This is a genomic window from Methanoculleus thermophilus (genome assembly GCF_001571405.1).
Classification (GTDB): domain Archaea; phylum Halobacteriota; class Methanomicrobia; order Methanomicrobiales; family Methanoculleaceae; genus Methanoculleus; species Methanoculleus thermophilus.
Map to the genome: position 1 here is coordinate 275,822 of NZ_BCNX01000007.1, position 25,815 is coordinate 301,636.

Sequence of the window (25,815 nt, forward strand, 5' to 3'; positions counted from 1 at the left end):
GCATGATCGGGTCTAAAAGAGGTATGCCGCCCAAAAAGGGCGACTATCGTCCTGGATCCGGACGTACAGGCTTTAGTTTTGAAGGGGCGTCACCGTGACCGAACCTTTCGTGCCACGCTTCGTCCAAACTCGTAAGCCCGGGCGAGTTCGTCGGCATCCGGGCGGTAGTTCACCTGGAACCCGCCTTCGATCACCTCAATCCCGGCAGCCTTCAGGAGCTCGTTCGCTTGGGCAACCGCACCGCCCATACCGCCGTGCGACCCGAACGCGCACCCGATCTTCTTTGTCCCGAGACGGCCCGGCCGCAGCCCCCGGAGGTAACTCAGGAAACCCGCCACCGTGGGAAGGACCTCGTCCTGGAGCGTCGGGGACCCGATGAGGACCGCCTTTGAGTCGAGCACCTCGGTGACGACGTCGCTTCGGTGCGTTCCCTCGTAGCGGCCGTCGCGGAGGAGGCAGACCCGGACGTCGACGCCCTCTGCCATGACGCCCTCGGCTATAGCCTTCGCCATCATGCCCGTCGAGCCGTGCATGGTATCGTAGACGATCGTGACCTTGTCCTTTGAGACGCCACGGCTCCAGTCGGTATAGGCCTTGAGGATATCGCCGGCATATGTCCGCCAGATGACCCCGTGGCTCGGTGCGATCATCTTGATATCGATCCCGAGAGCGCCGACCTCGTCGAGTTTCTTCAAGACCTTCGGCGCAAGCGGTATGATCAGGTTCGCAAAGAACTTCTGCGCGTGGGCCAGCGCCACGTCTCTTCCGAGTTCATCGTCGAACCGGGCGGCACTTGCGACATGTTGGCCGAAGGCATCGTTCGGGAAGAGGATGGCGTCCTCCGCGAGGTAGGTGAACATCGAGTCGGGCCAGTGGAGCATCGGCGCCTCAAGGAACGTGAGCGTCTTCCCGCCGAGATCAAGAGTATCCCCGGTCTTCACGACCCGGATGTTCCAGCCGGTCGTATCGTAGTGGCGGGCGAGACCCTCTTTCGCCCGTTCCGTGCAGTAGATCGGGACATCGGGCATCCGCCGCACGAACTCGGGCAGGGTGCCGGAGTGGTCCATCTCGATGTGGTTCACGATGATGTAGTCGATCGTAGCGGGGTCGCAGATGGACTTAATGCGGCCGAGGACCTCCTCCTCGAACCCGCCGTAGGCGCCGTCGATCAGCGCAGTCTTCTCACCCTGAACGAGGTAGGCGTTATAGGTCGTTCCCGGGAGCGTGTATCCATGGTACTCTCTAAGATTCCAGTCGATCGCCCCGACCCAGTGGACACCGGGGGCAAGTTCTTTGGCTATCATTTTTATCCCTCATATAGTTCTACAATATACGAACGTTCTATTGTATCCGAACATTTGATATATCTTCCTTTCGATCTTATTCCATGGAAAGTGAGATCACCCGCAGAGGCAAAGCCGGGCGGCCGAGACCGAACCGGGAGATAGATCTCTACTCGACACCCGGAGGAACGCGGGCTGTCGAAAACCCGGTACGGCGGGCGATTCTTGCGGCACTCAGGGAACGGGAGCATACGTTTGAAGAGATCGTCGATCTAGCCGGGCGGGCCAAATCAACGATCTCGGTGCACCTCCGCGACCTTGTCGCGGCGGGCGTGGTCGGGTCCCGGGTCGATCCGGAGGACGCCCGGAGAAAGATCTTCCACCTCACCGGTGGCCTCGTCGCTAGCGTCTCGCCACAAGATCGTCTGGATGATGAGATCACCGCCTACGCAGGCACGTACCGGCCCGGATCCAGTGACCCCTATACGTTCTACCGGCTGGCCTTCCGGACGATACGGGTCGCGCTCATGCAGGAGGGAGTCCTCCTCGACCCGCTGCTCACCCGGGCCGGGGAGCGGATAGGAGAGGAACTCTACCCGGCGGTTGCCGGCCCCGATACGGAAGCGTTCTGCACCAACATCGCCAGGTTCTGGGAGGAGCATCGCCTTGGCCGAGTCGAAGTCGCGGGAACCGGACCGCTCACGCTCCTGGTCTACGACTGCTTCGAGTGCGCCGATCTCCCCGTAACCGGAAAACCCGCATGCGCCTTCGACTCCAGAATCCTCCGTGCGCTCTTCACCCGCCACTACGGGCGGCCGACGGCGGCGATTGAGACCCGATGCTACGCGATGGGGTTCGACCACTGCCGGTTTGAGGTGGTGCCGGAGGTGACGCAAGAATTGGAGAATCTGCCCGCATAGAAACGGCCCCATCCCGCCACAATCTCGGCCGCGTTCACGCCGCTACGTCCAGGACTCGATACAGCGTATACACGGCAACGGGAATGCCGATGACCGTCAGGATAGAATGGAACCGAGAAAAGAGACGGAAAAACCAATGCGATAGCCGGGAATCGAACCCGGGCTAGAGGCTTGGGAAGCCCCTGTCCTACCGCTAGACTACTATCGCTCCGGTATCATTACATGTTAACCGGAGAGATAATAAAGATTCGGCTCCCGCCGCAAGCGGGATGCGAGCGTGACGGCGGACCCCCTCCCCCCGGGCGACCGGGACACGGCCGCTCGCACGACGGGAGCCGCAAACCGATTCTCCATCCAGGATCCGCGCGCTTTCGATACCCTTAAGATTCCTCCCGGTAAACATGATGCAGCACTTGCATGTGCTGGCTATGGTAAGTCCGACGTGCTCCCGAAAGCACTGCCCTCTCGGGCTTGGGATTACAGAGATTAGTCAGTAAAAGACTCTTTTCTGGACTTAACATAGCGTATCTAACGGAGGTGTATGAATGGCAAGAATGTATGCTCGGCGCCGCGGAACCAGCGGTTCCGTCCGACCCTACCGGAAGGAAACTCCCGAGTGGTCCAACACGGATACAGCGGAGATCGAGAAGATCATCATCGATCTTCGCAAAGACGGCCTCTCGGCCAGCCAGATCGGCCTCGTGCTGCGGGACAGATATGCCGTCCCTGATGTCAAACTCGCCACGGGCAAGCGGATAACGGAGATCCTCCGCGAAAAAGGTCTCGAATCGGAGATCCCCGAAGATCTCAGAGACCTGATGCGGAAAGCGCTCAGGATGAGGAAACACCTGGCGGAGAACAAAAAAGACAAGCTCAACGCGCGCCAGCTCCAGGTCGCGGAGTCCAAGGTGCGCAGACTGGTCAAGTACTACACCAAGTCCGGACGGCTGCCGAAAGACTGGACCTACAGACCGGAGACTGCTGAGATCCTGCTATCGCGCTGATGATCCATGTCGCTTGACGTTGCTGTTGCAGAACTCGCCGATCACCTGCTAAAGCAGGAGTTTGTGGAGGTGCTGGCGCACCACGATGCGGACGGTATAGCCGCCGCGTCCATCCTCTGCCACGCCATGTACCGCAAGGGCATGCAGTTCCGGCTGAGGATCCGCCCGGTCATCACCACGGCGGACGTGCCGCGCGACAGCAGCGTACTTCTCTGCGACTTCGGATCAGCACTCCCGGATCTCTCCAGCGACGTGATGGTGGTGGACCACCATATGCCCCACTTCGAGGGCGAGTACCACGTCAACCCGCGTCTCGAGGGAATCGACGGCGATCGGAACCTCTCGGCAGCCGGCGCAGCATACCTTGTCGCACAGCGCATGGGAGACAACCGCGACCTCGCGGGGCTTGCGCTTCTCGGGATCCTCGGCGACGGTCAGGAGATTGAAGGGCCGAATCGGGAGATCGTGAATGAAGGCATCGCAAACGGGTTCATCACGCCCAACCGGGGCCTCCGCCTCGCGGGGAGGGGCCTGGTGGAGCAACTCGCGCTCGCCCTCAACCCCTACCTCGACGGGCTCTCAGGCACTCCCGAGACCGCCCGCACACTGGTCGCGCAGGTCACAGACGAAGACGACGTTGACTATGAGACCCTCCTCTCCCGGATCGTCCTTGCAACCGCTCCGCAGGCATCGCTCTCCGCACTCTGCGGGCTCTGGGGTACCACCTACAGCCTCGGGCGGGAAGTGATCGACGAGGCCATGAACCTTGCCGCCGTCGTCGATGCATGCGGCAAGACGGGATGCGGCGACATCGGCGCATCACTCTGCCTCCGTTCGACCCACGCGCTCCAGGAAGCCTGGGAGATCGCCGTCCGCTATCGACAGGCGGTCATCTCCAGCATCCAGAGGGCGCGCCGCCTTGACGAGCGTCTTGCTCTCTTTGAGGTGGACGATGGAACGGTGACAAGCGACGTCGCGGATGCGCTCGCAAACGACCTCACCCAGAGCGGTCCCGTCTTTGTCATCGGAGAGAGGGAGGGACAGTGCCATATATCAGCGCGCTGCCCTCCGGGGATCGACCTCGACCTCGAAGCACTGATGCGGAGGCTCGCTGAAGAATGCGGTGGCCAGGGCGGTGGGCATCACCGGAGAGCCGGGGCCAATATCGCTGCCGATCAGGTAGAGAAGTTTAAGCAGGGTCTCCTGGAGGCGGTGCCCGCATGATCCGAATCGAAGGTTTCATCGAGACGCCGCACAGGCATCCCCAGTGCGTCGCAGCAGCGCTCGAGCCCGATAACCTTACCCTGATCAGAACCTACCCGATTGAGGGAGGGGTTCGGGCCGAGATCGATGGAACCAAACTCCGATCGATCACCGCCTCGGTGGACGACTACCTCATGAACCTGGCGATAGCGGAGGAGGTATGCACCTGCGCTTCGAAACGGCGGGAGAACCTCGGGAGTGATGATGCTAACCCATCGGGACTGAGGAGCGAGAAAATCAGAAGGAAGTGATACCATGGCAAAGAAGAAACAGGTTGGAAGAAGAGTTGAAGGCTGGAAGGCCAAGAAGTGGTACCGTGTCTTTGTGCCCGACAGCTTCGGTAAAGTTGAGATCGGCGATACCATCTCTGCCGATCCCGAGAACATGATCGGCCGGGTTATGACCGCAACACTCGGTGAGATTGTGCAGGACTACTCAAAGTCCCACATCAAGATGAAGTTCAAGATCAACAACGTTGCCGGCGATGCCGCATACACCGAGTTCGTCGGGCATGAAGTGACCCGGGACTACCTCCGGTCGATGGTGAAGCGGCGGGCATCCCGCATTGACACCATCCACCCGATCATCAGCAAGGACGGCAAACTGCTCCGGGTGACCGTCGTCTGTCTCACCCTCTCGAGGGCCGATCAGAGCCAGGTCCACGCCGTGCGGCAGGCAATCTCGCAGGCCCTCACCGCCCGTGCGGCGGAGAGCGACTTTGAGACCCTGGTCAAGGATATCGTCTCCGGGGATATGGCCCGCGATATCTTCAAGGTCGCAAAGGAGATTTACCCGATCCGCCGGGTCGAGATCACCAAGTCCAAACTCGAGCAGATCGCAACTGTATAAGGGCGGCTGCTCCCCCCATTTTTCTATCCGCACCAACGTTGCTCTTCTCCCCGTCGCGATGTTGGATCGATACAAAGAGTATATACTCTATGACCGGGTATACCCCCGCACAAAGGCGTCCAGGGAGGTGAAGATGGTGACGGTCAAAGAGCAGGCTACAGAGACGCGGTCAAGTGATCAGGTTATCCCAAACCAGGATCACCCAGAGAAACAGCAGAGGATAGCCCATGGGGTTATCAGAGGAATGCTCGTTCAGTTTTACCGGGAGTGGACAACTTTTCGGAGCGGCGCGAGCGGCGGGACCAGCATGCTCGCGGCAAACGCGCTGCTTGACCGGCACTCGCATCAGATCCACGATGCCGTGTGCGACGTGGAGGCGATCATCGGTGACGATATCGCAGTGGAGATCCGGTGCCTCTCGGCCGATATGATCGAGACGACCAATATCCTCATCATGCTCGGCTGTGAGGAGGAATGCTACAGGCGCGGGGACGCTCTTGCGAAGAGGTGTCTTGCGCTGCAGAGAATGGTCGATGCGGCCCGGTGAGCAGTACCATCTCTGCTCACCGGGAAGAGTAATCAGGTTCGCGATCTCACCTGTTTCCGATGATTGCTCACAAAGTGTTATTTGTGGTGCTGGACGGGGTATCCGACCGTCCCTGTGATGCGTTGAACGGATTGACGCCGCTTGAGGCTGCAAAGACTCCGGTCCTCGATCGGATCGCAGCCGAAGGGATCTGCGGGATCATGGACTCCGTTGCCCCGGGGATCCGCCCTGGCTCCGATACCTCTCACCTTGCCCTGCTCGGTTACCCGCCGCAGGAGTACTACACCGGCCGTGGGCCGCTCGAGGCCGAGGGAACCGGGATCCACATGACCGCCGGGATGATCGGGTTTCGGTGCAACTTCGCCACGGTCGACGAAAACGGCCTCATCACCGACCGCCGGGCAGGGCGGATCTCCGGGACCGCGCCGCTTGCAGAGGCCATCCGGGAGGAAGTCGACCTCTCGGCGCTTGGCGTCGAGTTCAGGTTCGAGTCGGGTGCCGGCCACCGTGCAGCCCTCGCCCTTTCAGGAGTTGGGCTCGGGGATAAGGTCTCCTCGAACGACCCAAAGAAGGAGGGGGTGAAACCGCCGGCCGTCAAGCCCTGCACCGATGATCCGGCGGATAAGAAGACTGCCGAAGCCTGCAACGAGTTTATCCGGCAGTCATCGAAGGTCCTCTACGACCACCCGCTGAATATCAAACGGATGGAAGAGGGGCTCCCGCCCGCAAACCTCCTCCTGATCCGGGGCGCCGGAAAGATGGGCAAGTTCCCGCAATTTTCGGAGCGCTATGGTCTTTCCGGGAGCGTCATCTCCGCCGCGACGCTTATTACCGGGATCGGGAAGGTCGTGGGGCTCGAACATATCCCGGTGCCCGGAACGACCGGGTCGGTCAACTCCGATCTCAACGCCAAAGTGAAGGCGGCACTCGGTGAGCTTGAACGGAAAGACTTCGTCCTGATGAACATCAAAGGAGCGGACGAGGCCGGTCATGATGGGAAAGGCATCCAGAAACGCGACTTCATCGAGGTTATCGATGCAGCACTCGAACCGCTGCTTGATCTCCCAGATACCCTGCTCGTCATCTGCGCCGATCACAGCACACCGTGCTCGATAAAGGATCACAGCGCCGATCCCGTGCCGGTCGTCATCAGAGGACCCGGGGTCAGGGTGGATCGGAACACCCGGTTCGATGAGATCTCGTGCGCCGAAGGAGGCCTCCACCGCATCCGTGGCCTCGATCTCATGCCGATAGTCCTGGATCTAATTAATAAGAGTCATAAGTATGGCGCATGAAGATTATACCAGGTTAAATGGGATCGACCGAAGAGCGCGACTGGATCAGGGCATGCACACTCCCGGATAAGACTGAACTCCAGGAGCGAACGCTCAAGACCGATCGGGATATCGTCATCGGTGAGCGGTCGCGGATCGATTACGGTCTTCAGGGCAACGAGGTCGTGGTCTGTGAGTTCTGCAAGATCAACGGCAACATTCTTGCCACCGGCGACGTCCGGATAGACAACTGGTGCGAGATCGGCGGGGATGTCGTCGTGGAGGGAGACGCCTACCTTGGCGAGGGAGTGAAGATCCAGGGCAAACTCGTCGTCAAAGGCGACCTCGATATCGGGGATAACGTCCAGATTGAGCGCGGGTTCGAGGCAAAGGGCTGGATATCCATCCGCAACCCCATGCCGGTCATCATCTACATCGTGATGTACCTGGTGGCCGTCCTCGGGATCGAGAGGGAGGACGAACTCGACTCCGTCCTCCAGAAACTCTTTGGTGAGGAGGAGAACCCCGCCGCCACCCCGCTGATGATCCCGACCGGTGCCATCCTCGATATGCAGACGTTCTCGGTCCCGGAGAAGATGATCGTCGGATCTGGATGCCGGCTGCACGGAAACATCCGCGCCGCCTCGATCGCGGTCCGGGAGGAGACGACGATCTTTGGAAGCCTGCATGTGCGGGAGGGCGCGAGCATCGCACGAGGTTCGGTCATTCACGGTGAGATCCAGAGCGACGGCGATGTGACTATCGAGCAGGGCGGGCACATCCTCGGAAACATATCCTGCCGGTGCCTCACCCTGCACGAGGATGCCCGTGTGGATGGGGTCATCCGGGCGCCGGGAGGACTGAAGATTGAGAGGTGAGCAGCATGAGGATTGCAGAGATTCTTGAGGTCGACGGGTGCCGGCTGGTTGAACCGTCGTTTGCGGAACTGACAGAAGACATTTACACGACGTTGCTGCTCCAGGGAAGACCGGACGAGGCCCGGCTTCTCGTGGACGAGAACGAGGATCCCCTTGCGCTCGCGCTGCACGACGACGGGGGCTGGCAAGCAGCATCGTTCCTCTTTCGGGATCCGACTCTTGCCGCCGTTGAGTGCTTCGAGGCCGTCGGCGGCGATATCTACCAGGAGAGCCGGGAGGCGTGGCTCTCGGCGGTCCGCGCGTACTACTGTGCAGAACTTCTGGCAGCCACCACGCCGGCTCTTGAAGACCTGCGTTCCGACCGGATAGAGATGATCCGGGATCTTACGAGAGAGGTATGGGGCAATCGCGCCGGAACCCTCTGCCTCGACTGTTGTTGTGGGTCGGGTGTCGGTTCTACGGCCCTTCAGGCGGAAGGGATACGCACACTCGCCTACGACAACGACCCCGCGCTCCTCGCGCTCGGCCTCTCGAAAGGTCGCCTCGTGCCGGAAGACACCATGTGCATCGATGCCCGGGCGGCTTCCCGCTACATTGCACCAGTGCCGCTCGGTGCCGCGTTCATGGCCGGAGAGATCTATACCTACAATACCGACCTCTGGAAGCCGATCGTCACCGAGCTCCTCTCCCTCACCGATGAAACACTGATCACGCTCGGCACAGAGGCCGAAGCAGCCCGGGTTCGAGAGTGGTGCACCGGGCAGGGGCGAGAGGTCGAAGTCTTCGAGAACCAGCGGGATCCCATCTACGACCGATGGTGTTGCGTCGCAAGACGAACTTGATATCGGCAGATAGTCTGGCCAATATATAAGTCGGAGTATCCCCTACCCTTTTTCCCGCAATTGTGACGCATCAGCCGCGGTCCAGGTTCTGCGGCTTTGATCTTCAATCTGGTGTCATCTGCATGAATACAGCCAAACGAATATACAACGTCTTATTCATCTCCGTCTTCGCCACCATGCTAGGGCTGGGTGTCGTCAGCCCGCTGCTCCCCATTTATGCAGAGAACCTGGGTGCGACCGGCATATGGCTCGGAATCATCTTCTCGGCCTTCGCGCTCTCCCGGTCGGTCTTCATGCCCATCATCGGACGGATCTCCGATCGACGGGGGAGGAAGTGGATCATCCTCATCGGCATGTTCGCGTACGCCGTCTTCTCACTCGCTTACCTCATCGTCGATAACGTCTACTCCCTCACGGCCGTCCGTTTCGCTCACGGGATTGCGTCCGCGATGGTTGTCCCGATAGCCATGGCTTATATCGCCGACCTCTCGGAAAAGGGCAAGGAGGGAAGCCATATGGGGAACTTCTCCATATCGATGTTCCTCGGTCTCGGGATGGGACCGCTGCTCGGCGGATTCTTGAACGATGGGTTCGGCATGGCGTCGGTCTTCTACGTCATGGCCGCGCTCTCGGCGTTCGCCACGCTCCTCGTCGCCGTCTCCCTTCCAGAGGCGAGACCGGGGAGGTTTGCTCCCCAGAGCAGAGAGACCGCCCCCGCGCGGGAGATCTTTGGGCTCCCGGTGATGAGAGGAGTCCTGATCTTCACCCTCATCAGCGCTCTCGGCCGCGGTGGGATGATGGTCTTCATTCCCGTCTTCGCGCCGCTGGTCGCGATCAGCCCGTCTGAAGTGGGGATCATCCTCTCTGTGAACACCTTCCTGATGGCGTTCCTCCAGGTGCCGATAGGGAGGATAACCGATAAAGGGAACAAAGTGGCCCTGATCGTCATCGGGTCCGCGGTAGCGGCAGTGGCGCTTGCCGTAATCCCGCTCTCCAGGTCGTTCTGGCCGTTGCTCGTGATCACCGCGATCATCGGCGTCGGGGGTGCCATCCAGCAGCCGTCGATCATGGCCCTGACTGTCGATGCAGGCCGGACCATCGGGATGGGGACCTCGATGGGCGCTTACAACACAACCTTCGGGATAGGCATGATCCTCGCTCCGCTCATCGGAGGCATCTTTATGGACTTTATAAGCATCGACGCTGTCTTTTATGTCAGCGGGGCAATAAGCCTTCTCGCAACCGTTGTCTTTGCGGTGATGATGCAGAAGAGTGCTCGTCAGGACGTCGGTAAAGAAAGCCCCGGATAGGATGACCTCATCCACTCCGGGTCTTGGCGGGGAGAATCACCTTACGGCGTCACCTCCTCCTCGGCGCACTCGAGTTCTGCGACGATCTCGGCCGCATCGTCCACCTGCCGGACGAGATCCCTGATCTCTATCAGGCGCTCGGCACCGATGAAGTGCTCCGCCATCACCCGGGCCATATCGGTGAGCTCGATCCGGCCCGCCCGCCGTCGAACCAGCCCGTAGTCGAGAAGGGTGGGGAGGGCCGGCTCCAGCGTCCCGACCATCGTGTGGTTCATCCGGATGATCTCCTGTTCGTCGCCGCCGCAGACAACGGCGTTTGCAACGAACTCTTCCGTGCTCTGCTCCATATCATACTCGGGTGCAACCTCCTCCATCTCACCCCGCAAAAGACCGATGGCAACCTCTTCCTCGGTCTTTCCGGAAGTCCGGGAGTATGACCCTCCCGGCTCAGCCAGGATGACCACCCGGCCGAGGTCGTGGAAGTCCGGCCGGCCCGCCCGGCCCATCATCTGGTGAAACTCCTGAACGCTGAGCCACTGGATGCCCATCGCAAGGGCGTCAAAGATCACCTGAGAGGCCGGAAAATCGACGCCGGCGGCAAGCGCTGCCGTAGTGACCACGGCAGCGATCTCGCCGTTCGCAAACCGTTGCTCCACGTCCCGACGCTCCTGAGAGGTCAGTCCCGCGTGATACGGAGCAGCCATCTTTCCAAGGGCGTCGGCAATGACATGGCACCGGGCCCGGGAGTTGGTGAAGACGATCGTCTGGCCCCGGTAGCCTTTCGACGACCGCATCTTGTACTCCTCGGCAACCATCTGCTTGATGAACGAGATCTTCTTGGACCGCTCAAGGAAGATGAGATGCCGCTCGAGCGGGACGGGACGATCTGCGTATCGAATGAGGTTTGCCCGGAGTTTCTCGGCAAGCAGCCCGGGAGCACCGATTGTAGCAGAGAGGTAGAGGAACTGAGCATCGGGAGCGATGTACTTGAGCCGGGCAATCAACCCGTCGAGGCGGTGCCCACGCTCGGGGTCCTCGAGCGTCTGGACCTCGTCGATGACGACGGTCCCGATATCTTTGAGCGGCCTCCCGGTCCGGAGAGCGTGGTCGATTCCCTCGTAGGTCCCCACCACGACAGGAGCGTTGAGATCCCGGTCCCCTGCCGGCCGGGTCTCGGGGAGATTGAGGCGGCTCACCCCCACCTGGAGGGAAACCCGGACAAGGTGGCCGTAGCGGTCGCGGAACCGCTGGTATTTCTGGTTGGCAAGCGCGACAAGCGGAACCAGGAAGAGCATCCTTCCACGGCCTTCGAGGAAGTTCTTCATCCCGGCCATCTCCCCGATGAAGGTCTTACCGCTCGCTGTTGCAGAGACGACGAGGAGATGCTGGCCCTCGAGAAGCCCCCCCTGGACAGCGAGCTGCTGGACGGGCATCAGGTACTCAACCCCGGCAGCCTTTGTGAACGCGGGGGGCAGCGCGAGCTCTGTGACATGGGCGGTCTTTTGGACCACATGCGCCTCCAGCCGGTCAAAGAGGGTCCGCTGCCGGTCAGGGTGATCCGGCCCGATGGATGCCAGCACCCGGTCAAGATCCCGAACCTGGGCGAGAAGTTTTTCGAGGTGGACGAGCACCGAACCGCCAAACCTCCCAAGATAACCGAGTTCCCGGCGCATCTCGCGTTTTGCGCAGTCCATACAGATCCACTCCCCGCCGTACCGGACCCCGGTTGCTTTATCGACGGGGACGAACCGGTCTTCGAGCTGGCAGAACCGGCAGATATCAATCCGCGACGACGGGATCTGCAGATCGGCCAGGAACGACTCAAACTCCGGGCTCTCCGCCGCAAGGAGGACTGACGACCGGCGCAGCATCGTGATGAGCTCACGGGTGGGAGTGGGCTTGAGTTGTTTGCCCCGCCTGCGCATCTTGAAGTTCTTCGGGCGATGACCCTTCGGGGTTTTGGTCAGATCGACGAACCCGGAACCCTGAACATGCCCGCTCTCAACGAACAACAGTTTGTACGTGCCTTTCTGGGGCTGGACGATAACCTTCATGGTGCGATCAGGTCGTGGATCGTGTAGGCGAGCCCCACCGTCTCCAGTCGCTTGAGAAAATCAGTAAACTCCTCATCAACAATAAGGATTGCGCACTCACGGCCATGGAACGCCGCCTCGATGACACCCTCGCGGGAGCCAAAGAACATATCCGGCTCGATGTCTGCCTTCTTGAGAGCCACATACGACTCGAGGCCGACAGCGGCCACGACCTCGGCGTTGCGGATGACATCCCTGAGGAGATCCGTGCGGACCTTCCTGGATCCGCCGAGCTCCACTCGCGGCACTTTGCAGACATGGATGAGCCCCTCCTCATGATCGATGATGCCGTTTAACTGAGCAACGCCGAGATCCTCACCGGGCTGGGCATCCATCGTCGCGATCCCGGTGGCGCTCCGCTCCTCTTTCGCCACATAGAGCCAGCCGTCCTGCATGAAGACACCGACTCTGTCCCCCTTCCGGATCTCCTCGCGGGCGATGGCTGTCCAGACTGCCACCTGCTGAATGATGTCGCGGTTGACGTGGCGGGCGTACGATTCAAGAGCCTCGGCGTGCCGCAGGACCCACTCGATCCCGCTCTTCGTCACCTCGTATCGACCTCGGCCATGAGCGGTGACGAGCCCTTCATCCACCAGCTCCCGGATGTACTCGGAGACTGCCTGGGGTGTCACACCAAGTTTCTCGGCGATCTCCTGCTGGCGAATGGCCGGCTGGTGCTCCGCAATCTCCACCAGGATCTGGAACCGCGTCGCCTCTCGTTTACTGCGCAGGATGACGTAAAGGGGATCTTCACTGAGGCCGGTCAAGCAACACCATTCCCTGCCCTTTCACATCGAGACTGGGGATCCTCTTCGCCAGCCCCTTGATGAAGATCGGACTGACTCCATATTTTCTAGATATATCGCCGATCGAGGTAGTCCCTGCCGAGATCTCCTGCTCAACCGAATCCACGATCGCACGAAGGCTCTCGTCGTTAGAGATGGCGATGTGCAGCAGGTCTCCGATATCCCCCATGGAACACTGAAAATTTGCCCTGAATTTGCTGTATGTCGTCCGGTATTCCTTCATCGGCTTCTGGCCGGGCTTGGGCATCCGCCACTGCTCTTCGATCAGGTTTCCTTTCTTGAGAATGGAGAGGCACTCAGTCACCACCGAGGCATCAACATACGCCCCCAGTTCCTCCTCGGTCAGCCAGGCCTTGTTTAAGAGATCGTAGATCTTTTTATAGTCCGCATTATTGAATGTTATTAGAAGAGGAACCAGTTCAACCGGATCGTTAAGAATCTTAATATGTCCTGTCAATGCGATACCCTATTACTATATCGTTGTATAACTCCATAAATTTTTGCTGAAATTTCAATGCGTACATGTGGCACTATCATCATCCGGGGCATCGTCCAGGGGGTTGGATTTCGCCCCTTTGTCTACGCAAAGGCCCGAGAATACGGGATCAAGGGGACCGTCAAAAATCTCGGGAGCGAGGTGGAGATCCGCGCGTTCGGTGACCGGTTTGAGGAATTTCTGGAGGCTGTTTCACGGGGAACGCCATTATCTCACATAGATTCTATAGATGTCCGGAATCTTTGCGGTGACCCCCCCGATACGTTTACGATTCTTGAGAGCGGCTCCGGAAGTCTCTCGGGCTTCATCCCGCCAGACGTCGCCATCTGTGACGACTGTATCGCTGATATTCTCACACCGGGCGGGCGATACGAGGGTTACTGGGCCACATCCTGCGTCAACTGCGGTCCGCGATACAGCATCATCAATGCGATCCCCTACGATCGGGAACGGACATCCATGATAGAGTTCCCGATGTGCCCCCCCTGCGAGCGCGAGTATACCGATCCCTCGTGCCGGCGCCACCATGCGCAGACGATCGCCTGTGCGGCCTGCGGACCGCACCTTGCCCTTCTGCGAATTGATGGGACTCCGATAGAAGGGGAGCCCATCAAAAAAGCGGCAGAACTCCTCGATGCCGGTTCAATCGTCGCCATCCGTGGGATCGGGGGGTTCCATATCGCCTGCACCGAAGAGGCAGCTCCTGAGTTGAAACGCCGCCTGGGCCGAACGGAGCAGCCCCTCGCAGTGATGGTGACTCCAGAGGAGGTGGAGCGGATCGCGGTCGTATCCGAGGAAGAGCGAAAGATCCTCCACTCCCGGGAGCGGCCGATCGTGGTGCTTGAGAAGCGGGATCCCGCGTCACACCAGGCGATCTCGGATCTCCACACCATCGGGTGCATGCTCCCCTACACCGGGCTGCACCACCTCCTCTTTGCGAACCTCGCTCACCCGCTCCTCGTCATGACGAGCGCAAACCTTCCGGGCTATCCGATGATCACCGATCTTGCGACCGCCCTTGAACGACTCTCGGGAGAGGTCGATTACATCCTCACCCACAACCGGCAGATCGTCAACCGGTGCGACGACTCCGTTGTACGGGACGGTTACATCATCCGCCTCTCCCGCGGCTTCGCCCCGAAACGGGCGGCGATCGATCTCGGTGATGCGTGCATCCTCGGTGTCGGACCGGAACTGAACGCAAACATCTCCATCTACAAGGACGGATTCTGCATCACCTCGCCCCACGTAGGAAACGTGAGAAACCCCCAGACCCTCGCCTACCTGCAGGAGACGGCAGAGAAGATCGGAGGGCTCGTCGGCGCCCGGTATGATTGGATCGTTCACGATCTCCATCCCCAGTTCCTCTCAACGCGCTACGCGAGGGAGGTTGCGGAGGCAACCGGGGCGGACCTCCTCGCAGTCCAGCACCACCGGGCGCACATAGCGGCGGCGACCCGGGAGGAGTGCATCGGGATCGCCATCGATGGTGTGGGCTATGGCGATGACGGCACAATCTGGGGCGGCGAGGTCTTCGCCGGGCAGGTACCCAACCTCGACCGGGTCGGTCACCTCGAGGTCGTCCCGATGCCGGGCGGCGATCTTGCCACCCGGTATCCCGAACGGATGCTCTACGGCATCCTGCCGACAGACGAGGTCCGCGACCTGCTCGCATCGAGAGGGTGGAGCGAGATCGAACTTGCGGTTCTCGCACGGCAGGTCGAACGGGGCTTAAACGTCGCGAGTACTTCCAGCACCGGCCGGGTTCTTGACGCCGCAGCGGCACTCCTTGGGATCTGCCGGGAGCGGACCTACGATGGAGAGCCGGCGATGAAACTTGAGGCGAGAGCCTACGCGGGAAAACCATCGGTCTGGGAACACAACATCCTGCGCGGAAAAGACGGCTGTGAGGTCCTCTCGACCCGATCGATTCTCGCAGAGGCCTACCGGCGGTTCGGTGCCGGGGAGCGGGTCGAAGATATCGCCGCATCCATCCAGTATAATCTCGCGAGAGGCGTTGCCGCGATGGCCGTCAATGCGGCAGAAGAGCGTGGGATCCCGCGGGTTGCCCTCTCGGGCGGGGTAGCCTACAACCGGGCGATCAGAGAGACGATCCGGGCTGAGATCCTTGCCGCCGGGCTCGAGTTCGTCATGAACAGGGATTATCCCCTCGGTGACGGATGCATCAGCTTCGGGCAGGTGGTCTACGGGGGGAGTATTGAGAAGTAAGCCGAGCAGAAACTCTGGCTAAAGCGATCACTCCGGCTCCTGTCCTCGAATATCAGGGAGGAGCCGCCCATCCGATACTCTCCTTACAGCCGTAAGCGTCTCCTCTGTACAGACTGTAGCAAGGCAAAACTATTCTTGAGAAGAGCAACCATCAGGGGAGATATTCACAAAAGCGCCAGCACCCACCGGCGAAAGAAAAAGGGTTTAGCCGAAGAGGGCACCGAGACCGGCCATGCCGCTCTCTTCTTCCTCTTCCTTCTTCTCCTCTTTCTTCTCCTCTGCTTCGGCTGCGGGTGCGGCGGCTGCAGGGGCAGCGGCTGCGGCGGGCGCAGCGGCGACAGGTGCAACGGCGGCCTTGCTGATGGCCTCCTCGATGTTCACGTCCTCGAGTGCGGCGACAAGGGCCTTCACACGGGCGTCATCAACGGCGACACCGGCCGCGTTCAGGACAGCAGTCACATTCTCTTCAGTAATCTCTTTGCCTGCGTTGTGCAGGAGCAGTGCAGCGTAGATATACTCCATGTTGATTCACCTCATTCTTTTGAAATAGTGTTTAGCCGAAGAGGGCGCCGAGACCGGCCATGCCGCTCTCTTCCTCCTCTTCCTTCTTCTCCTCTTCCTTCTCCTCTTCCCCGGACTTTGCCTCGGCCGGCGCCTCTACCGCAGCAGGGGCTGCGGCAGTCGCAGCGGAGGCTGCCTGCAGGGTCGCTTCATCAAGTTCGAAGCCGTGGCTCTGTGCAGCAAGCGCAACGGCCAGCATCTCGCGCTGTGCCCGTCCGATGATCAGGTCGACGATATCTTTCTCGTAGATGCTCGCCTCGACACCCACGTTCCGGGCTTCCTGGACCGCCTTGCCAATGATCGCGCCGATGGTAATCGACGTCGGGATGACTGCGTTGACCGAGAGGTTGAATGCCTGCTGGGCAGCAAGTGCGATGTTGTTCGCGTAGGCTTCTTCATCGATAGAGAGCAGATCCGGTGTAAAGATAGTGCCCCGATAGTAGGCAGCCTGCAGGACGAGGCCGACATCCATAGGCTTGATGCCGAGCTTGAGAAGCGCATCGGCAATCTTCTTATTGATGGTCTCGCCCTTCTTCACGACAGTCTTTTCCTCGCGGATCTTGACTTTTCCGCCCTCAATGACTGCGGGAATGCCCACCTGCTGAAGCTCACCGACGATTGGACCGGGCTTGAAGCTGGTCGGACCCTTCGGGACAACAATATCCTCAGGAGCGGTCTCACCAGGCTTTGCAGCCATCTTCGTCTTGGTCTTCTCCAGCTGCTTAAAGAGCTTGAAGGGATTCTCGTTCGTGAAGATCAGGGCGCTCTGGCCTTCGGCGTAGTCGTTTAATGCCGCAACGCTGCCGCCGAGCTCGTTTAAGGCGTGCTCGATCAGCGTGTTCCGGGCCATCTTCACCGTCGCGGTCCCGCGGAGGTTCCGCCGGATCTGCTGGACCTGCGATGCCGGAATGCCGTACATGTCCACGACACCGACAAGCGCGTGCTCCTCGATGCCGCGCTTGATCGCCTCGACCTCTTCCTTCTTCCACCGGGGCAGGTGGTGCGTATAGAGTGCCATCAGATTACCCTCACTGCCGGCCCCATGGTCGTTTTCACGTAGACCGAATGAATGTTCATTGCCCCGCTCTCGAGGACAGACTCAACCCGTCGCAGGATCACATCAATATTCTCGGCGATCGCTGCCGGGTCCATGCTTGCCGATCCGACCTTCGCATGGAAGACTTTCTTGTCCTTCGTCCGGATCCTCACGGAACTTCTCAGCCGCTGGACGACGGGCCTGATATCCATTCCCTGCGGAATCGGCATCGGCATTCGTCCGCGCGGACCAAGCCTGACACCGAGGTACCGGCCGACGAGAGGCATCACTGCCGTCTCAGCAAGGAAGAACTGGTACTCCTCCGCCACTTTTCGCGCTTCCCGGGGTTCTCCCCCGAGCCGCTCAATCTCCTCAGGCCCGATGATGAGGTCCACATTCACCTCTTTTGCCTGCGTGGTGATGTCGCCCTTCCCGAGAACGGCGATCTTGACGTTGTCAAAACCGTTCGGGAGAAGAATCGTCTCATCAATACGATTCTTGGGCTGGGACATATCGATATTCCTGAGGTTGACGGTGATATCCACACTCTCCTTGAACTTCCGTTCCGGAGCCTTCTCCAGTGCCGTCTTTACGGCTTCCTGTATAGTGGTTCTGTCAACCATCCTTTGCCTCCATAGTACACGACCTCACGATCTTCTATGGTTGTCTGACATCTATTCGACGAGTACGCCGTCGTACTTTCCATCGTTGATGGCCTGGATCATCTCGCGGGGCTTCATACCCTCGACGGTGACACCAACACTCACGCACGTACCGACAACCTCTTTAACAGCGGATTTCAGGTCGTACGAGAGCATGTCATCAAGTTTCATACGGGCGATACGAACGGCGGCCTCCAGCGGCAGGTTTCCTGCCACCTGAGTACCCGGCTCTGCAGAACCCTTCGCGATACCGGCCTCTTTCATAATGAGTGCCGTTGTGGGCGGAATACCCACCTCAATCGTGAAGTTCCGTTTCTCGTCGACCGTGACAGTCACCGGCACCTGCATGCCGTTGAAGTCCGCTGTTTTCTTGTTGATCTCGTCGACGACAGCCTTCACGTTGATACCGAGAGGTCCTAGCGCCGGTCCGAGAGGTGGACCTGCTGTTGCCTTGCCGCCGGGTACCAATACCTCGACCGTTTCTGCCATACAAATTCACCAGCTTATTCCTCAGGAGGAATAGTTGCCTGGGTTATCTAAGGTCACCGTGAGAGAATTTAAATATAGTGCCGGGCGGCTCCACACCGGTTCCCCCGCCAATCAGGGAGCATGAATGCGCGAAGGCGAGAGAACTGGTTAGGCAGCACCTGCAACGCAAGGAGCCTTACCGCCATCCAAAAAGAGTGAGAATATTCTCAGCTCGTCTCTTCCGTCCGCTCTACGATGCGGACGGAGTCCCCGCGTACCGTGATCGGAATCGGGACCATACTCTCGTATAACTCGACCGTAATCTCTTCTTTCCCGGAATCGATCCTCTTTACGACCGCCTTCTCACCCTTGAAGGGGCCGGCGATGATCTCGACGATAGTGCCCTCGGCGATGCCGCTGACCACCGGCTTCGGCACCAGGAAATGTTCAACCTCCGAGAGGGCAGTCGAGCCATGCACCACGGCACGCGCATGGGGGATCAACTCTACCAGTTGCTCGATCCGGGCCAGGGAATCAGGGCTCTCCACAAGGACGTATCCTCTCAGTTCCTCGGGAGCCATAACTGCCACGACATGGATATCCTTCTGGTCCCGGATAACCTTCTCGATGTTGTCGGCTACGGTCCGTTCCTGTTTTGCGGTCGTCTTTATTGCATATATCCGGTTTGTGCTCTCAGCCATATCCATCATTTGGGCATTACCAGCATAATCTCGTATATGATAAAGCCGACAAGACCGATGAGCATGATCCCGGCCGCCGCCACGATCGCAATCTTGGAGAACTCATCGCGGGTCGGCGTTCGTGCAAGCTTCAGCACGCGCCAGTACTTCTTGAAGAGTTCCTCTTCGATCTTGATCGATTTTACTTCGTTGAATTTTTCCTTATAGTCCATCATATCGGCTCACTTCAGAAAGTCGATCTCAAACTCCTTCATCATTCGTGGCGTACTCTTTTCATTCCTCCCATATATTTGTGGTGACCGAACTCCAGTGACGACAAGCAGTGTCCGCATCTTGCCCTGCATATCAGGATCGACCTGGGCACCCCAGATGATGCGGGCATCGGGATCTATACGGTCGTAGACCTCCTGGATGACGGCCTCCGCTTCATACATCGTCATATCCGGCCCACCGACAACATTGACGAGTGCTGCGCTCGCCCCGGAGATATCCACATCAAGCAGTGGGGAACGCAACGCCTTCTTGACCGAGTCGGCGGCTTTATCCTCGCTGTCACTCTCGCCCATCCCGATCATCGCAACGCCGCCGCGCTCCATGACGGTCCGGACATCGGCGAAGTCCAGGTTGACAAGCCCGGGCATCGTGATGAGCTCGGTGATGCCCTTGACGGCCCGCATCAGCACTTCGTCCGAGACCTTGAAGGCAGCGTGGAGCGGGAGGCGGGGAACGACCTCAAGCAGGCGGTCATTCGGGACGACGATGACGGTATCCGCCACTTCCCGAAGCCGCTCAAGGCCTGCCTCGGCATTCTGGGCGCGTATGGCACCCTCGGCCGTGAACGGCAGGGTGACGACGGCGATGGTCAGGGCACCCTCCTCCCGGGCGGCTTTCGCGACGACGGGTGCGGAGCCTGTGCCGGTGCCGCCCCCGAGTCCCGTGGTGATGAAGACCATATCGCACCCCTCAACAGCGCGTTTGATATCGTCTTCGTTCTCAAGAGCCGCCTCCTCACCGACCTGGGGAATCGAACCCGCACCAAGACCGCGAGTTCTCTGCCTCCCGATAAGGATCCGGGTATCCGCGCGGGTTCGGATAAGGTGCTGAGCATCGGTGTTGAGAGCGATCAGCCGCGCCCCATTGATGCCTTCCTCCGCCATTCGGGTGACCGTATTCGACCCTCCGCCTCCGCATCCGACGACTGCGATCTCGGTCCGGAGTTCCATAAGGACATCTTCAAGTTCCTTATCAACCTCAGTGGGTTCAACAAAACGTTGCTCCTCTCGTGCCCGTGAAAGTGCTTCTTCTACGATGGACTTCATATATACCCCTCCAATCCCGGAATATGTATCCGCTTCACGCTGGTTGTCTGCACTGCATCAGGTGTGATCGTTCGCCCCCCGATCTCAACCGCTTCCCCGTTGGCAAGCTTGGCAAAGAGTGATCCTCTTGGGATCCCATGTCTACGCGCCTTTTCAGGATCGAACCGCACCTTCCGAAGGACAAGGTGATCACCGTCGATAGCAGCGTCTTCACAGATAAGTAAGAGTTTTACGCAGAGGGTAGTTATATCCCTTGCGAGTTGAGAGGACTCATTTTCAAAGCCGATAAACGTTGATATGACCTCTTTTGATCCTTTTGAGATATGAGCCACCTTTAATTTGTCAAGGGATTCAAGAAATTCAACCTTATTGGATTTTACGGTTTCTTCAACTAATTCCTGGATTACGGGGACCGGAACAGGGTTTCCCCGTCCAGTAAGATTATGGATATGAATGCGTGATCCGGGGGCGAGATCTTTGGCGAGAGCGCGTACTGCAAGATAGGTGGCCCATTCAAGGCGAGAGGCCTCGATGATCTCCGACTCAGAAAGGATGGGCAGGTTGGTCGCGTCGAGCAACCGTTCAATTCGCCCGGCCTCATCGGATGAAAGTGATTTCCTGTCGACGTAAGCAGCGACAGCAGAACTCGCCTCTTGCATCCTCCGGATGCTCTCGGGGTTGATGGCACCGATCTGACGGGTAGGTACAATATGACCGAAAGCACCCCGGGAGGAGAGGGCAATCTCCGTCTGCCGCACAGCGTAGTGGGTCCCGCCAAAGCCGAGGAGGTTGATCGTCTCAAGGGGCGCCGCAGAGAGGATGCTCTCCGCAACCGCTCTCCCGGCCATTGGATCGGCCCACTCGGCGGCAGTGGAGCCGATCTCGACGAAGAACGACGGTATCGCGAGCGCCGTCGGGCCGTGGTGCGTCACCTCATAGGAGACACGGTAGCCCTCCGGGGCCCTGGCGGCAAGGTTTTGCAGGACGGCATGCATCCAGGCGGGGGCTGCCGGCGCGAGCATCCCGGGCTCCCCTCCAAGGTCGGCGGTCTCGTAGTTGCCGGTCACGTGCACGGTCAGAGCAGGAGTCGGGTGCACACTCGAGTGCCGGGAGATGAAGATGATAAGGTCTGCATCGATCGTCTCGTCGATCCGGTCCTGATAGATCAGCCGCCCATCTATCTCGTGGAACGCGAGCTCGTGATCTGCAAGCGGCCATGGACCGCCCTCCCTTAGCAGAGTTCGAAGGTTGTCACGGATGTTTACCCCGGCAATGTCCTGTTTTGAGTTAATCAGCGCGATCCGCATCGATACATACGTTGGCGGGCTGCACGCTAAATGATAGTGCTGGTTGGCCGGACAGTAAATCCTATCTCTCTACAGGCAAACCATCTGTGTACTATGGACGAAGAGAAGATACGGAAAGCATTCGAGGCATACGGCATAACCAACGAGATTACCTGTCCACAGGCCTTCGAGATCGCCGAGAAATACAATATTCCAAAGATGGATATCGCCCGCTACTGCAACCAGCACGAACCGAAGATCAAGATCAGGAGTTGTCAGCTGGGCTGCTTCAGATGAGCCTCTTCCTTGAGGTCGTACCCGTCAGCGAGGCCGTAGAGACGGTGCGGAGGATAGCACCCTCACCCGGGTGCGAGGAGATCCCGCTCGAAGACGCTCTCTACCGGGTCCTTGCCCGGGACGTCCTTGCCGATATCGATATACCCGGGTTTGACCGGTCGACGGTCGACGGCTACGCTGTCATTGCGGCCGATACCACCGGGGCTTCCGAGGCCATTCCGGCGATGCTCCAGTGCCGGGGTCGGGTCCTGATGGGGAAGGCCAATGCAGATCGGATCTCCCCGGGGACCTGCTGGTACGTCCCTACAGGAGGGGCTCTTCCCGAGGGGGCGGACGCAGTTGTGATGATCGAGCACGCAGAGCAGATCGGAGACGATATCCTGGTGCATCGCCCGGTGGCACCCGGAGAGAATGTGGTCCTTCGCGGCGAAGACTTTGAGGGAGGAAAAACGGTCCTTGAACGGGGACGCATGCTCTCGCCGCGCGAGATCGGTGTCGTCGCGGCGATCGGCGCCGACAGGGTCTGCGTGATGAAGACGCCGAAGGTCGGGATCATATCAACAGGAAACGAGGTCGTCCCGATCACGAGCACTCCCGGGCCAGGCGAGGTGCGGGATGCAAACTCCTACCTGGCCGGGACCTTTGTCGCGGAGCGAGGCTGCCACCCGGTATACTTCGGGATTGTCCGGGATGAACGGGCAGCCTTGCGGCAGGTGATCTCATCGGCACTCGATCAGTGCGACGTAGTCCTGATATCAGGGGGGTCCTCGAAGGATGAACGGGACAACACCGCGGCGGTCATCGAAGAACTCGGTGAGGTGCTGGTGCACGGGATCGCGCTCGCTCCTGGAAAACCCACGATCATCGGGACTGCCCGGGGAAAACCGGTCATCGGGCTCCCCGGGCACCCGGCTTCGGCCTTCGTCGTGCTCGTCGCTATCGTCGAACACCTGCTCGCAGCGATGCTCGGCGTCACCGTCGCCCGGCGGACTGTCCGCGCACGGCTGACACAGAATATCCCCTCGACACGTGGGCGGGAGGACTATATCCGGGTCAGCCTCAGAGACGGAGAGGCGACGCCGGTCTTCGGCAAATCCGGGCTCCTCAATACCCTGGTGAGGAGCGAGGGGCTCGTGCGCATCCCGGCCTCGAGCGAGGGGTTCGAGGTCGGTGAAGAGGTGGAGGTGATCCTGTGGTGAAGCGTTACCTCTCGGTCATATCGCTTGACGAAGCGCGTGCGCTCGTGGCTCGCTCGTTCCCGGGAGTTCCCGGGATCGTCAAAATCCCGGTAAACACCGGGGCGGTGGGGAGGATCACCGCAGAGCCTATATTTGCCCGGTTCTCGGTTCCGGCCATTCACATCTCGGCGATGGACGGGATTGCGGTCAGGAGCGCAGATACACTCGGAGCGAGCGAGCAGCGGCCCGTAACCCTCCCGGATGCAGCGAGGGTCAATACAGGGAATATCATCCCGCCCGGTTACGATGCCGTGGTGATGATCGAGGATGTCTGGGTCGAGGCGAAGTCCGGCGACGGAGAAACGTATACCATCAGAAAACCGGTCAGCCCCTGGCAGCATATCCGGCCGGTCGGTGAGGATATCGGCGAGTCGGAGATGATCCTCCCAAGAGGCCACCGGATCCGGCCGCATGATCTGGGTGCGCTTGCAAGTTACGGGGTTACGGAGATCCCGGTCATACATCTCCGGGCAGGACTGATCCCCACCGGGAGTGAACTTGTGCCGGTCGGTGAGATGCCGCCGCCCGGGAAGGTGGTGGAGAGCAACACCCTGATGGCCGCGGCGATCCTTTCGGAAGCGGGTGTGGAGACGCACCGCTACCCCATCGTCCCGGACGACTACAACCAGATCCGGGACGCCGTCAGGCGGGGTGTCGCAGAGAACGATATCCTGCTCGTCTCGGCCGGTTCATCCGCCGGGACACGCGACTACACCGCCGATATCATTCGCGATCTTGGTGAGGTTCTGGCGCACGGGGTTGCCATCAAACCAGGAAAGCCCGTGATCATCGGTAGAATTGAGGGAAAACCGGTGATCGGTCTTCCCGGCTACCCCCTTGCCGCTGCAACCGTGCTTCGCGAGATCGTCCTGCCGCTGATTTCACGCTACGGCCTTTCCACCCCACGGCCCGAGCGGGTCGATGCCAGACTGACCACGAGCCTTCACTCGGATATCGGCACCGACGAGTTCGTCCTCCTCTCGGTGGGAAGGCTCGGCGAGCGCTGGGTGGCGGTGCCGCAGTCACGGGGCGCCGGCGTCCAGATGAGCGCGGTTCGCGCGAACGGCTACATGCAGATCCCGGCGCAGAAGGAAGGCGCCGAGGCGGGAGAGACCGTTAGCGTCCGGCTTACCGTCCCCCGTGCGGAGGCCGAAGAGGCGGTGCTCATCACCGGGAGCCACGATCCGGCTCTCGACTACCTGGCCGACCTGGTGCGGCCTCGCGGCGTCGATATCCATTCCACCCATGTAGGGAGCATGGGCGGGGTGATTGCGCTAAAAAAAGAGGAGTGTCACGCGGCCCCGATGCACCTCCTCGCTCCCGACGGCACCTACAACACCTACTACCTGGATCGCTACATGCCGGGCGCGGACCTTGCCCTCCTCTGCGTTGCAAAGCGGCAGCAGGGGGTCATCTCCCGCGACGGGTTGACCTTTGACGACCTACCCGGCCGGACGTTCATCAACCGGCAGAAGGGATCCGGGACCCGGATGCTCCTCGACCGCCACCTCGCAGAACGCGGGATCGATCCGGCATCCATTCCCGGCTACGACCGCGAAGTGACGACGCACCTTGCGGTGGCGCTCGCTGTCAAGACCGGTGAGGCGGATGCCGGGATGGGGGTCTACAGCGCCGCAAAGGCGCTTGGTCTCGAGTTCGTCCCGGTGGCGACAGAGCGCTACGAGCTCGTGATGCACCGCGCGATGCTCGATGACCCGAGGATTGCAACGCTCATCGAGACGGTCTCCTCAGAAGCGTTCAAGAAGGTCCTCCGCGACCTTGGGGGCTACGAGACGGACGAGACGGGCGTCCTGCGCGGACTGCGAGGCTGACCGCCTCCTCTGGCGTGGCGCAGGCCCTCACACCATCTATTTTCCAGGTCGAGAGGCCGTAGACGGGCTTTCCGATCTTGAGTGCGACGGCAATCTCCGAGAGCGTGCCGTAACCTCCACCGACGGCGATGACTGCGTCAGCCGACTGGACGAGAATGACGTTTCGCGCATGACCCATACCGGTGCGGATGATCACATCCAGATACGGATTTCCGTCCCCGGTGTCCGGGAGGATGCCTACGGTCGTCCCGCCGGCCTCCCGTGCGCCCCGCGAGACGGCCTCCATCACCCCGCCGAGGCCGCCGCAGCAGACGGTCCCGGCCGCCTCGGCGATGAGGCGGCCGACCGATCTCGCCATATCGTATTCTTCGTCGGAGCAGTCCCCCCTCCCGATGACTGCGATCTGCATGAGAGAGAGTCTGGCGGGCGAAAGATAAAAGGAACAGGGTGGGCTGTGGAACTTTAGTGGTCGCGAGTCGCACTTACAGTGCTCCCACTCCGGACAGGACGTCCATCGTGAGTCGCACCTACGGTGCTCACGCTCCTGTCGTTCCGACAGTCGCAAACTGCGTCTTTGGTGCTCGCGCTCCTGTCGGAACAACTGGAGTGCACACAAACACT

At 60.1% G+C, this 25,815-nt stretch carries 27 protein-coding genes and 1 tRNA gene; 14 read left to right on the plus strand and 14 right to left on the minus strand.

Going from position 1 to position 25,815, the window contains the following annotated elements:
• Positions 1–89: 89 nt before the first annotated feature.
• A complete protein-coding gene (locus MCUTH_RS07315; protein WP_066957590.1) occupies positions 90–1,304 on the minus strand; it encodes an FprA family A-type flavoprotein in 1,215 nt (404 codons plus the stop codon).
• A gap of 83 nt (positions 1,305–1,387) precedes the next feature.
• On the opposite strand from MCUTH_RS07315, the gene MCUTH_RS07320 reads away from it, so the two are divergent.
• On the plus strand, positions 1,388–2,203 hold the full coding sequence (locus MCUTH_RS07320) for a V4R domain-containing protein (RefSeq protein ID WP_066957592.1): 816 nt from the start codon (positions 1,388–1,390) through the stop codon (positions 2,201–2,203).
• A gap of 137 nt (positions 2,204–2,340) precedes the next feature.
• Here MCUTH_RS07320 and MCUTH_RS07325 read toward each other — a convergent pair.
• A tRNA-Gly gene (locus MCUTH_RS07325) sits at positions 2,341–2,411 on the minus strand.
• A gap of 337 nt (positions 2,412–2,748) precedes the next feature.
• Between MCUTH_RS07325 and MCUTH_RS07330 the strand changes: the two genes are divergently transcribed.
• The 9 genes from MCUTH_RS07330 (at position 2,749) to MCUTH_RS07370 (ending at position 10,170) form a co-directional block, all read left to right on the plus strand.
• A complete protein-coding gene (locus tag MCUTH_RS07330; RefSeq protein ID WP_066957594.1) occupies positions 2,749–3,207 on the plus strand; it encodes a 30S ribosomal protein S15 in 459 nt (152 codons plus the stop codon).
• A gap of 6 nt (positions 3,208–3,213) precedes the next feature.
• Complete coding sequence (locus MCUTH_RS07335; protein WP_066957596.1) at positions 3,214–4,431, plus strand: DHHA1 domain-containing protein; 1,218 nt, start codon at positions 3,214–3,216, stop codon at positions 4,429–4,431.
• Complete coding sequence (locus tag MCUTH_RS07340; RefSeq protein WP_066957599.1) at positions 4,428–4,721, plus strand: KEOPS complex subunit Pcc1; 294 nt, start codon at positions 4,428–4,430, stop codon at positions 4,719–4,721. Before MCUTH_RS07335 ends, MCUTH_RS07340 begins: the two co-directional genes overlap by 4 nt.
• A gap of 4 nt (positions 4,722–4,725) precedes the next feature.
• Entirely contained in the window at positions 4,726–5,319 is a 594-nt protein-coding gene (locus MCUTH_RS07345; protein WP_066957601.1) for a 30S ribosomal protein S3ae, read from the plus strand.
• A 244-nt stretch (positions 5,320–5,563) separates the two neighbouring features.
• Positions 5,564–5,866 carry a hypothetical protein gene (locus tag MCUTH_RS11735; RefSeq protein ID WP_161937582.1) on the plus strand — a complete coding sequence of 101 codons (303 nt, stop codon included), beginning with the start codon at positions 5,564–5,566 and terminating at the stop codon, positions 5,864–5,866.
• Between the two features lie 59 nt (positions 5,867–5,925).
• Positions 5,926–7,161 carry a 2,3-bisphosphoglycerate-independent phosphoglycerate mutase gene (locus MCUTH_RS07355; RefSeq protein ID WP_066957605.1) on the plus strand — a complete coding sequence of 412 codons (1,236 nt, stop codon included), beginning with the start codon at positions 5,926–5,928 and terminating at the stop codon, positions 7,159–7,161.
• Positions 7,162–7,178: 17 nt separating this feature from the next.
• A complete protein-coding gene (locus MCUTH_RS07360; protein ID WP_066957607.1) occupies positions 7,179–8,018 on the plus strand; it encodes a polymer-forming cytoskeletal protein in 840 nt (279 codons plus the stop codon).
• 5 nt (positions 8,019–8,023) lie between these two features.
• Positions 8,024–8,860, plus strand: a complete 837-nt coding sequence (locus tag MCUTH_RS07365; protein ID WP_066957609.1) for a hypothetical protein — start codon at positions 8,024–8,026, stop codon at positions 8,858–8,860.
• Positions 8,861–8,982: 122 nt separating this feature from the next.
• Positions 8,983–10,170: an MFS transporter gene (locus MCUTH_RS07370; protein ID WP_066957611.1), complete on the plus strand. Its 1,188-nt coding sequence runs from the start codon at positions 8,983–8,985 to the stop codon at positions 10,168–10,170.
• 41 nt (positions 10,171–10,211) lie between these two features.
• On the opposite strand, the gene MCUTH_RS07375 is transcribed toward MCUTH_RS07370, so the two are convergent.
• The 3 genes from MCUTH_RS07375 to MCUTH_RS07385 are packed head-to-tail and all read right to left on the minus strand — an operon-like array spanning position 10,212 to position 13,526.
• A complete protein-coding gene (locus MCUTH_RS07375) occupies positions 10,212–12,224 on the minus strand; it encodes a DEAD/DEAH box helicase (RefSeq protein ID WP_066957613.1) in 2,013 nt (670 codons plus the stop codon).
• On the minus strand, positions 12,221–13,030 hold the full coding sequence (locus MCUTH_RS07380) for a DUF7839 domain-containing protein (RefSeq protein ID WP_066957615.1): 810 nt from the start codon (positions 13,028–13,030) through the stop codon (positions 12,221–12,223). The genes MCUTH_RS07375 and MCUTH_RS07380 overlap by 4 nt, the downstream gene beginning before the upstream one ends.
• Positions 13,014–13,526 carry an ArsR family transcriptional regulator gene (locus MCUTH_RS07385; protein ID WP_066957617.1) on the minus strand — a complete coding sequence of 171 codons (513 nt, stop codon included), beginning with the start codon at positions 13,524–13,526 and terminating at the stop codon, positions 13,014–13,016. Before MCUTH_RS07385 ends, MCUTH_RS07380 begins: the two co-directional genes overlap by 17 nt.
• Before the next feature lie 57 nt (positions 13,527–13,583).
• Here MCUTH_RS07385 and hypF point away from each other — a divergent pair, with 57 nt between their 5' ends.
• Entirely contained in the window at positions 13,584–15,794 is a 2,211-nt protein-coding gene (gene hypF / locus MCUTH_RS07390; protein ID WP_066957619.1) for a carbamoyltransferase HypF, read from the plus strand.
• 204 nt (positions 15,795–15,998) lie between these two features.
• On the opposite strand, the gene rpl12p is transcribed toward hypF, so the two are convergent.
• The 8 genes from rpl12p to MCUTH_RS07430 all read right to left on the minus strand — a co-directional run bounded on the left by rpl12p (position 15,999) and on the right by MCUTH_RS07430 (position 21,848).
• Positions 15,999–16,316 (minus strand): 50S ribosomal protein P1, encoded by a 318-nt coding sequence (rpl12p, locus tag MCUTH_RS07395; protein WP_066957621.1) that lies wholly within the window; start codon positions 16,314–16,316, stop codon positions 15,999–16,001.
• A 31-nt stretch (positions 16,317–16,347) separates the two neighbouring features.
• A complete protein-coding gene (locus tag MCUTH_RS07400; RefSeq protein WP_066957623.1) occupies positions 16,348–17,373 on the minus strand; it encodes a 50S ribosomal protein L10 in 1,026 nt (341 codons plus the stop codon).
• A complete protein-coding gene (locus MCUTH_RS07405) occupies positions 17,373–18,014 on the minus strand; it encodes a 50S ribosomal protein L1 (RefSeq protein ID WP_066957625.1) in 642 nt (213 codons plus the stop codon). Before MCUTH_RS07405 ends, MCUTH_RS07400 begins: the two co-directional genes overlap by 1 nt.
• A 51-nt stretch (positions 18,015–18,065) precedes the next feature.
• The gene (locus tag MCUTH_RS07410) at positions 18,066–18,542 is read right to left on the minus strand and encodes a 50S ribosomal protein L11 (protein WP_066957627.1); all 477 of its coding nucleotides are present in this window, start codon (positions 18,540–18,542) and stop codon (positions 18,066–18,068) included.
• Between the two features lie 206 nt (positions 18,543–18,748).
• Positions 18,749–19,222, minus strand: coding sequence for a transcription elongation factor Spt5 (locus MCUTH_RS07415; protein WP_066957755.1), 474 nt, complete (start codon positions 19,220–19,222; stop codon positions 18,749–18,751).
• 5 nt (positions 19,223–19,227) lie between these two features.
• Positions 19,228–19,437 carry a protein translocase SEC61 complex subunit gamma gene (locus tag MCUTH_RS07420; protein ID WP_066957629.1) on the minus strand — a complete coding sequence of 70 codons (210 nt, stop codon included), beginning with the start codon at positions 19,435–19,437 and terminating at the stop codon, positions 19,228–19,230.
• A gap of 6 nt (positions 19,438–19,443) precedes the next feature.
• Complete coding sequence (ftsZ, locus tag MCUTH_RS07425; protein ID WP_066957631.1) at positions 19,444–20,541, minus strand: cell division protein FtsZ; 1,098 nt, start codon at positions 20,539–20,541, stop codon at positions 19,444–19,446.
• Complete coding sequence (locus MCUTH_RS07430) at positions 20,538–21,848, minus strand: D-aminoacyl-tRNA deacylase (RefSeq protein WP_066957633.1); 1,311 nt, start codon at positions 21,846–21,848, stop codon at positions 20,538–20,540. The genes ftsZ and MCUTH_RS07430 overlap by 4 nt, the downstream gene beginning before the upstream one ends.
• Before the next feature lie 93 nt (positions 21,849–21,941).
• On the opposite strand from MCUTH_RS07430, the gene MCUTH_RS07435 reads away from it, so the two are divergent.
• From MCUTH_RS07435 to MCUTH_RS07445, 3 genes are read left to right on the plus strand one after another with little or no spacing between them, the layout of a single operon-like run.
• Complete coding sequence (locus MCUTH_RS07435) at positions 21,942–22,124, plus strand: hypothetical protein (protein WP_066957635.1); 183 nt, start codon at positions 21,942–21,944, stop codon at positions 22,122–22,124.
• A complete protein-coding gene (locus tag MCUTH_RS07440; protein WP_066957636.1) occupies positions 22,121–23,323 on the plus strand; it encodes a molybdopterin molybdotransferase MoeA in 1,203 nt (400 codons plus the stop codon). Before MCUTH_RS07435 ends, MCUTH_RS07440 begins: the two co-directional genes overlap by 4 nt.
• Positions 23,317–25,194 carry a molybdopterin biosynthesis protein gene (locus MCUTH_RS07445; protein WP_066957637.1) on the plus strand — a complete coding sequence of 626 codons (1,878 nt, stop codon included), beginning with the start codon at positions 23,317–23,319 and terminating at the stop codon, positions 25,192–25,194. Before MCUTH_RS07440 ends, MCUTH_RS07445 begins: the two co-directional genes overlap by 7 nt.
• Here MCUTH_RS07445 and MCUTH_RS11375 read toward each other — a convergent pair.
• On the minus strand, positions 25,121–25,603 hold the full coding sequence (locus MCUTH_RS11375) for a TIGR00725 family protein (RefSeq protein WP_083524814.1): 483 nt from the start codon (positions 25,601–25,603) through the stop codon (positions 25,121–25,123). The two genes, MCUTH_RS07445 and MCUTH_RS11375, sit on opposite strands and share 74 nt — an antisense overlap.
• Positions 25,604–25,815 lie beyond the last annotated feature (212 nt).

Excerpts from the sequence above, each read along its gene's own strand:
- MCUTH_RS07315 (WP_066957590.1), bottom strand. The coding sequence starts at position 1,304 with ATGATAGCCAAAGAACTTGCCCCCGGTGTCCACTGGGTCGGGGCGATC.
- MCUTH_RS07320 (WP_066957592.1), top strand. The coding sequence starts at position 1,388 with ATGGAAAGTGAGATCACCCGCAGAGGCAAAGCCGGGCGGCCGAGACCG.
- MCUTH_RS07330 (WP_066957594.1), top strand. The coding sequence starts at position 2,749 with ATGGCAAGAATGTATGCTCGGCGCCGCGGAACCAGCGGTTCCGTCCGA.
- MCUTH_RS07335 (WP_066957596.1), top strand. The coding sequence starts at position 3,214 with ATGTCGCTTGACGTTGCTGTTGCAGAACTCGCCGATCACCTGCTAAAG.
- MCUTH_RS07340 (WP_066957599.1), top strand. The coding sequence starts at position 4,428 with ATGATCCGAATCGAAGGTTTCATCGAGACGCCGCACAGGCATCCCCAG.
- MCUTH_RS07345 (WP_066957601.1), top strand. The coding sequence starts at position 4,726 with ATGGCAAAGAAGAAACAGGTTGGAAGAAGAGTTGAAGGCTGGAAGGCC.
- MCUTH_RS11735 (WP_161937582.1), top strand. The coding sequence starts at position 5,564 with ATGCTCGTTCAGTTTTACCGGGAGTGGACAACTTTTCGGAGCGGCGCG.
- MCUTH_RS07355 (WP_066957605.1), top strand. The coding sequence starts at position 5,926 with ATGATTGCTCACAAAGTGTTATTTGTGGTGCTGGACGGGGTATCCGAC.
- MCUTH_RS07360 (WP_066957607.1), top strand. The coding sequence starts at position 7,179 with ATGGGATCGACCGAAGAGCGCGACTGGATCAGGGCATGCACACTCCCG.
- MCUTH_RS07365 (WP_066957609.1), top strand. The coding sequence starts at position 8,024 with ATGAGGATTGCAGAGATTCTTGAGGTCGACGGGTGCCGGCTGGTTGAA.
- MCUTH_RS07370 (WP_066957611.1), top strand. The coding sequence starts at position 8,983 with ATGAATACAGCCAAACGAATATACAACGTCTTATTCATCTCCGTCTTC.
- MCUTH_RS07375 (WP_066957613.1), bottom strand. The coding sequence starts at position 12,224 with ATGAAGGTTATCGTCCAGCCCCAGAAAGGCACGTACAAACTGTTGTTC.
- hypF (WP_066957619.1), top strand. The coding sequence starts at position 13,584 with ATGCGTACATGTGGCACTATCATCATCCGGGGCATCGTCCAGGGGGTT.
- rpl12p (WP_066957621.1), bottom strand. The coding sequence starts at position 16,316 with ATGGAGTATATCTACGCTGCACTGCTCCTGCACAACGCAGGCAAAGAG.
- MCUTH_RS07400 (WP_066957623.1), bottom strand. The coding sequence starts at position 17,373 with ATGGCACTCTATACGCACCACCTGCCCCGGTGGAAGAAGGAAGAGGTC.
- MCUTH_RS07405 (WP_066957625.1), bottom strand. The coding sequence starts at position 18,014 with ATGGTTGACAGAACCACTATACAGGAAGCCGTAAAGACGGCACTGGAG.
- MCUTH_RS07410 (WP_066957627.1), bottom strand. The coding sequence starts at position 18,542 with ATGGCAGAAACGGTCGAGGTATTGGTACCCGGCGGCAAGGCAACAGCA.
- MCUTH_RS07415 (WP_066957755.1), bottom strand. The coding sequence starts at position 19,222 with ATGGCTGAGAGCACAAACCGGATATATGCAATAAAGACGACCGCAAAA.
- MCUTH_RS07420 (WP_066957629.1), bottom strand. The coding sequence starts at position 19,437 with ATGATGGACTATAAGGAAAAATTCAACGAAGTAAAATCGATCAAGATC.
- ftsZ (WP_066957631.1), bottom strand. The coding sequence starts at position 20,541 with ATGAAGTCCATCGTAGAAGAAGCACTTTCACGGGCACGAGAGGAGCAA.
- MCUTH_RS07430 (WP_066957633.1), bottom strand. The coding sequence starts at position 21,848 with ATGCGGATCGCGCTGATTAACTCAAAACAGGACATTGCCGGGGTAAAC.
- MCUTH_RS07435 (WP_066957635.1), top strand. The coding sequence starts at position 21,942 with ATGGACGAAGAGAAGATACGGAAAGCATTCGAGGCATACGGCATAACC.
- MCUTH_RS07440 (WP_066957636.1), top strand. The coding sequence starts at position 22,121 with ATGAGCCTCTTCCTTGAGGTCGTACCCGTCAGCGAGGCCGTAGAGACG.
- MCUTH_RS11375 (WP_083524814.1), bottom strand. The coding sequence starts at position 25,603 with ATGCAGATCGCAGTCATCGGGAGGGGGGACTGCTCCGACGAAGAATAC.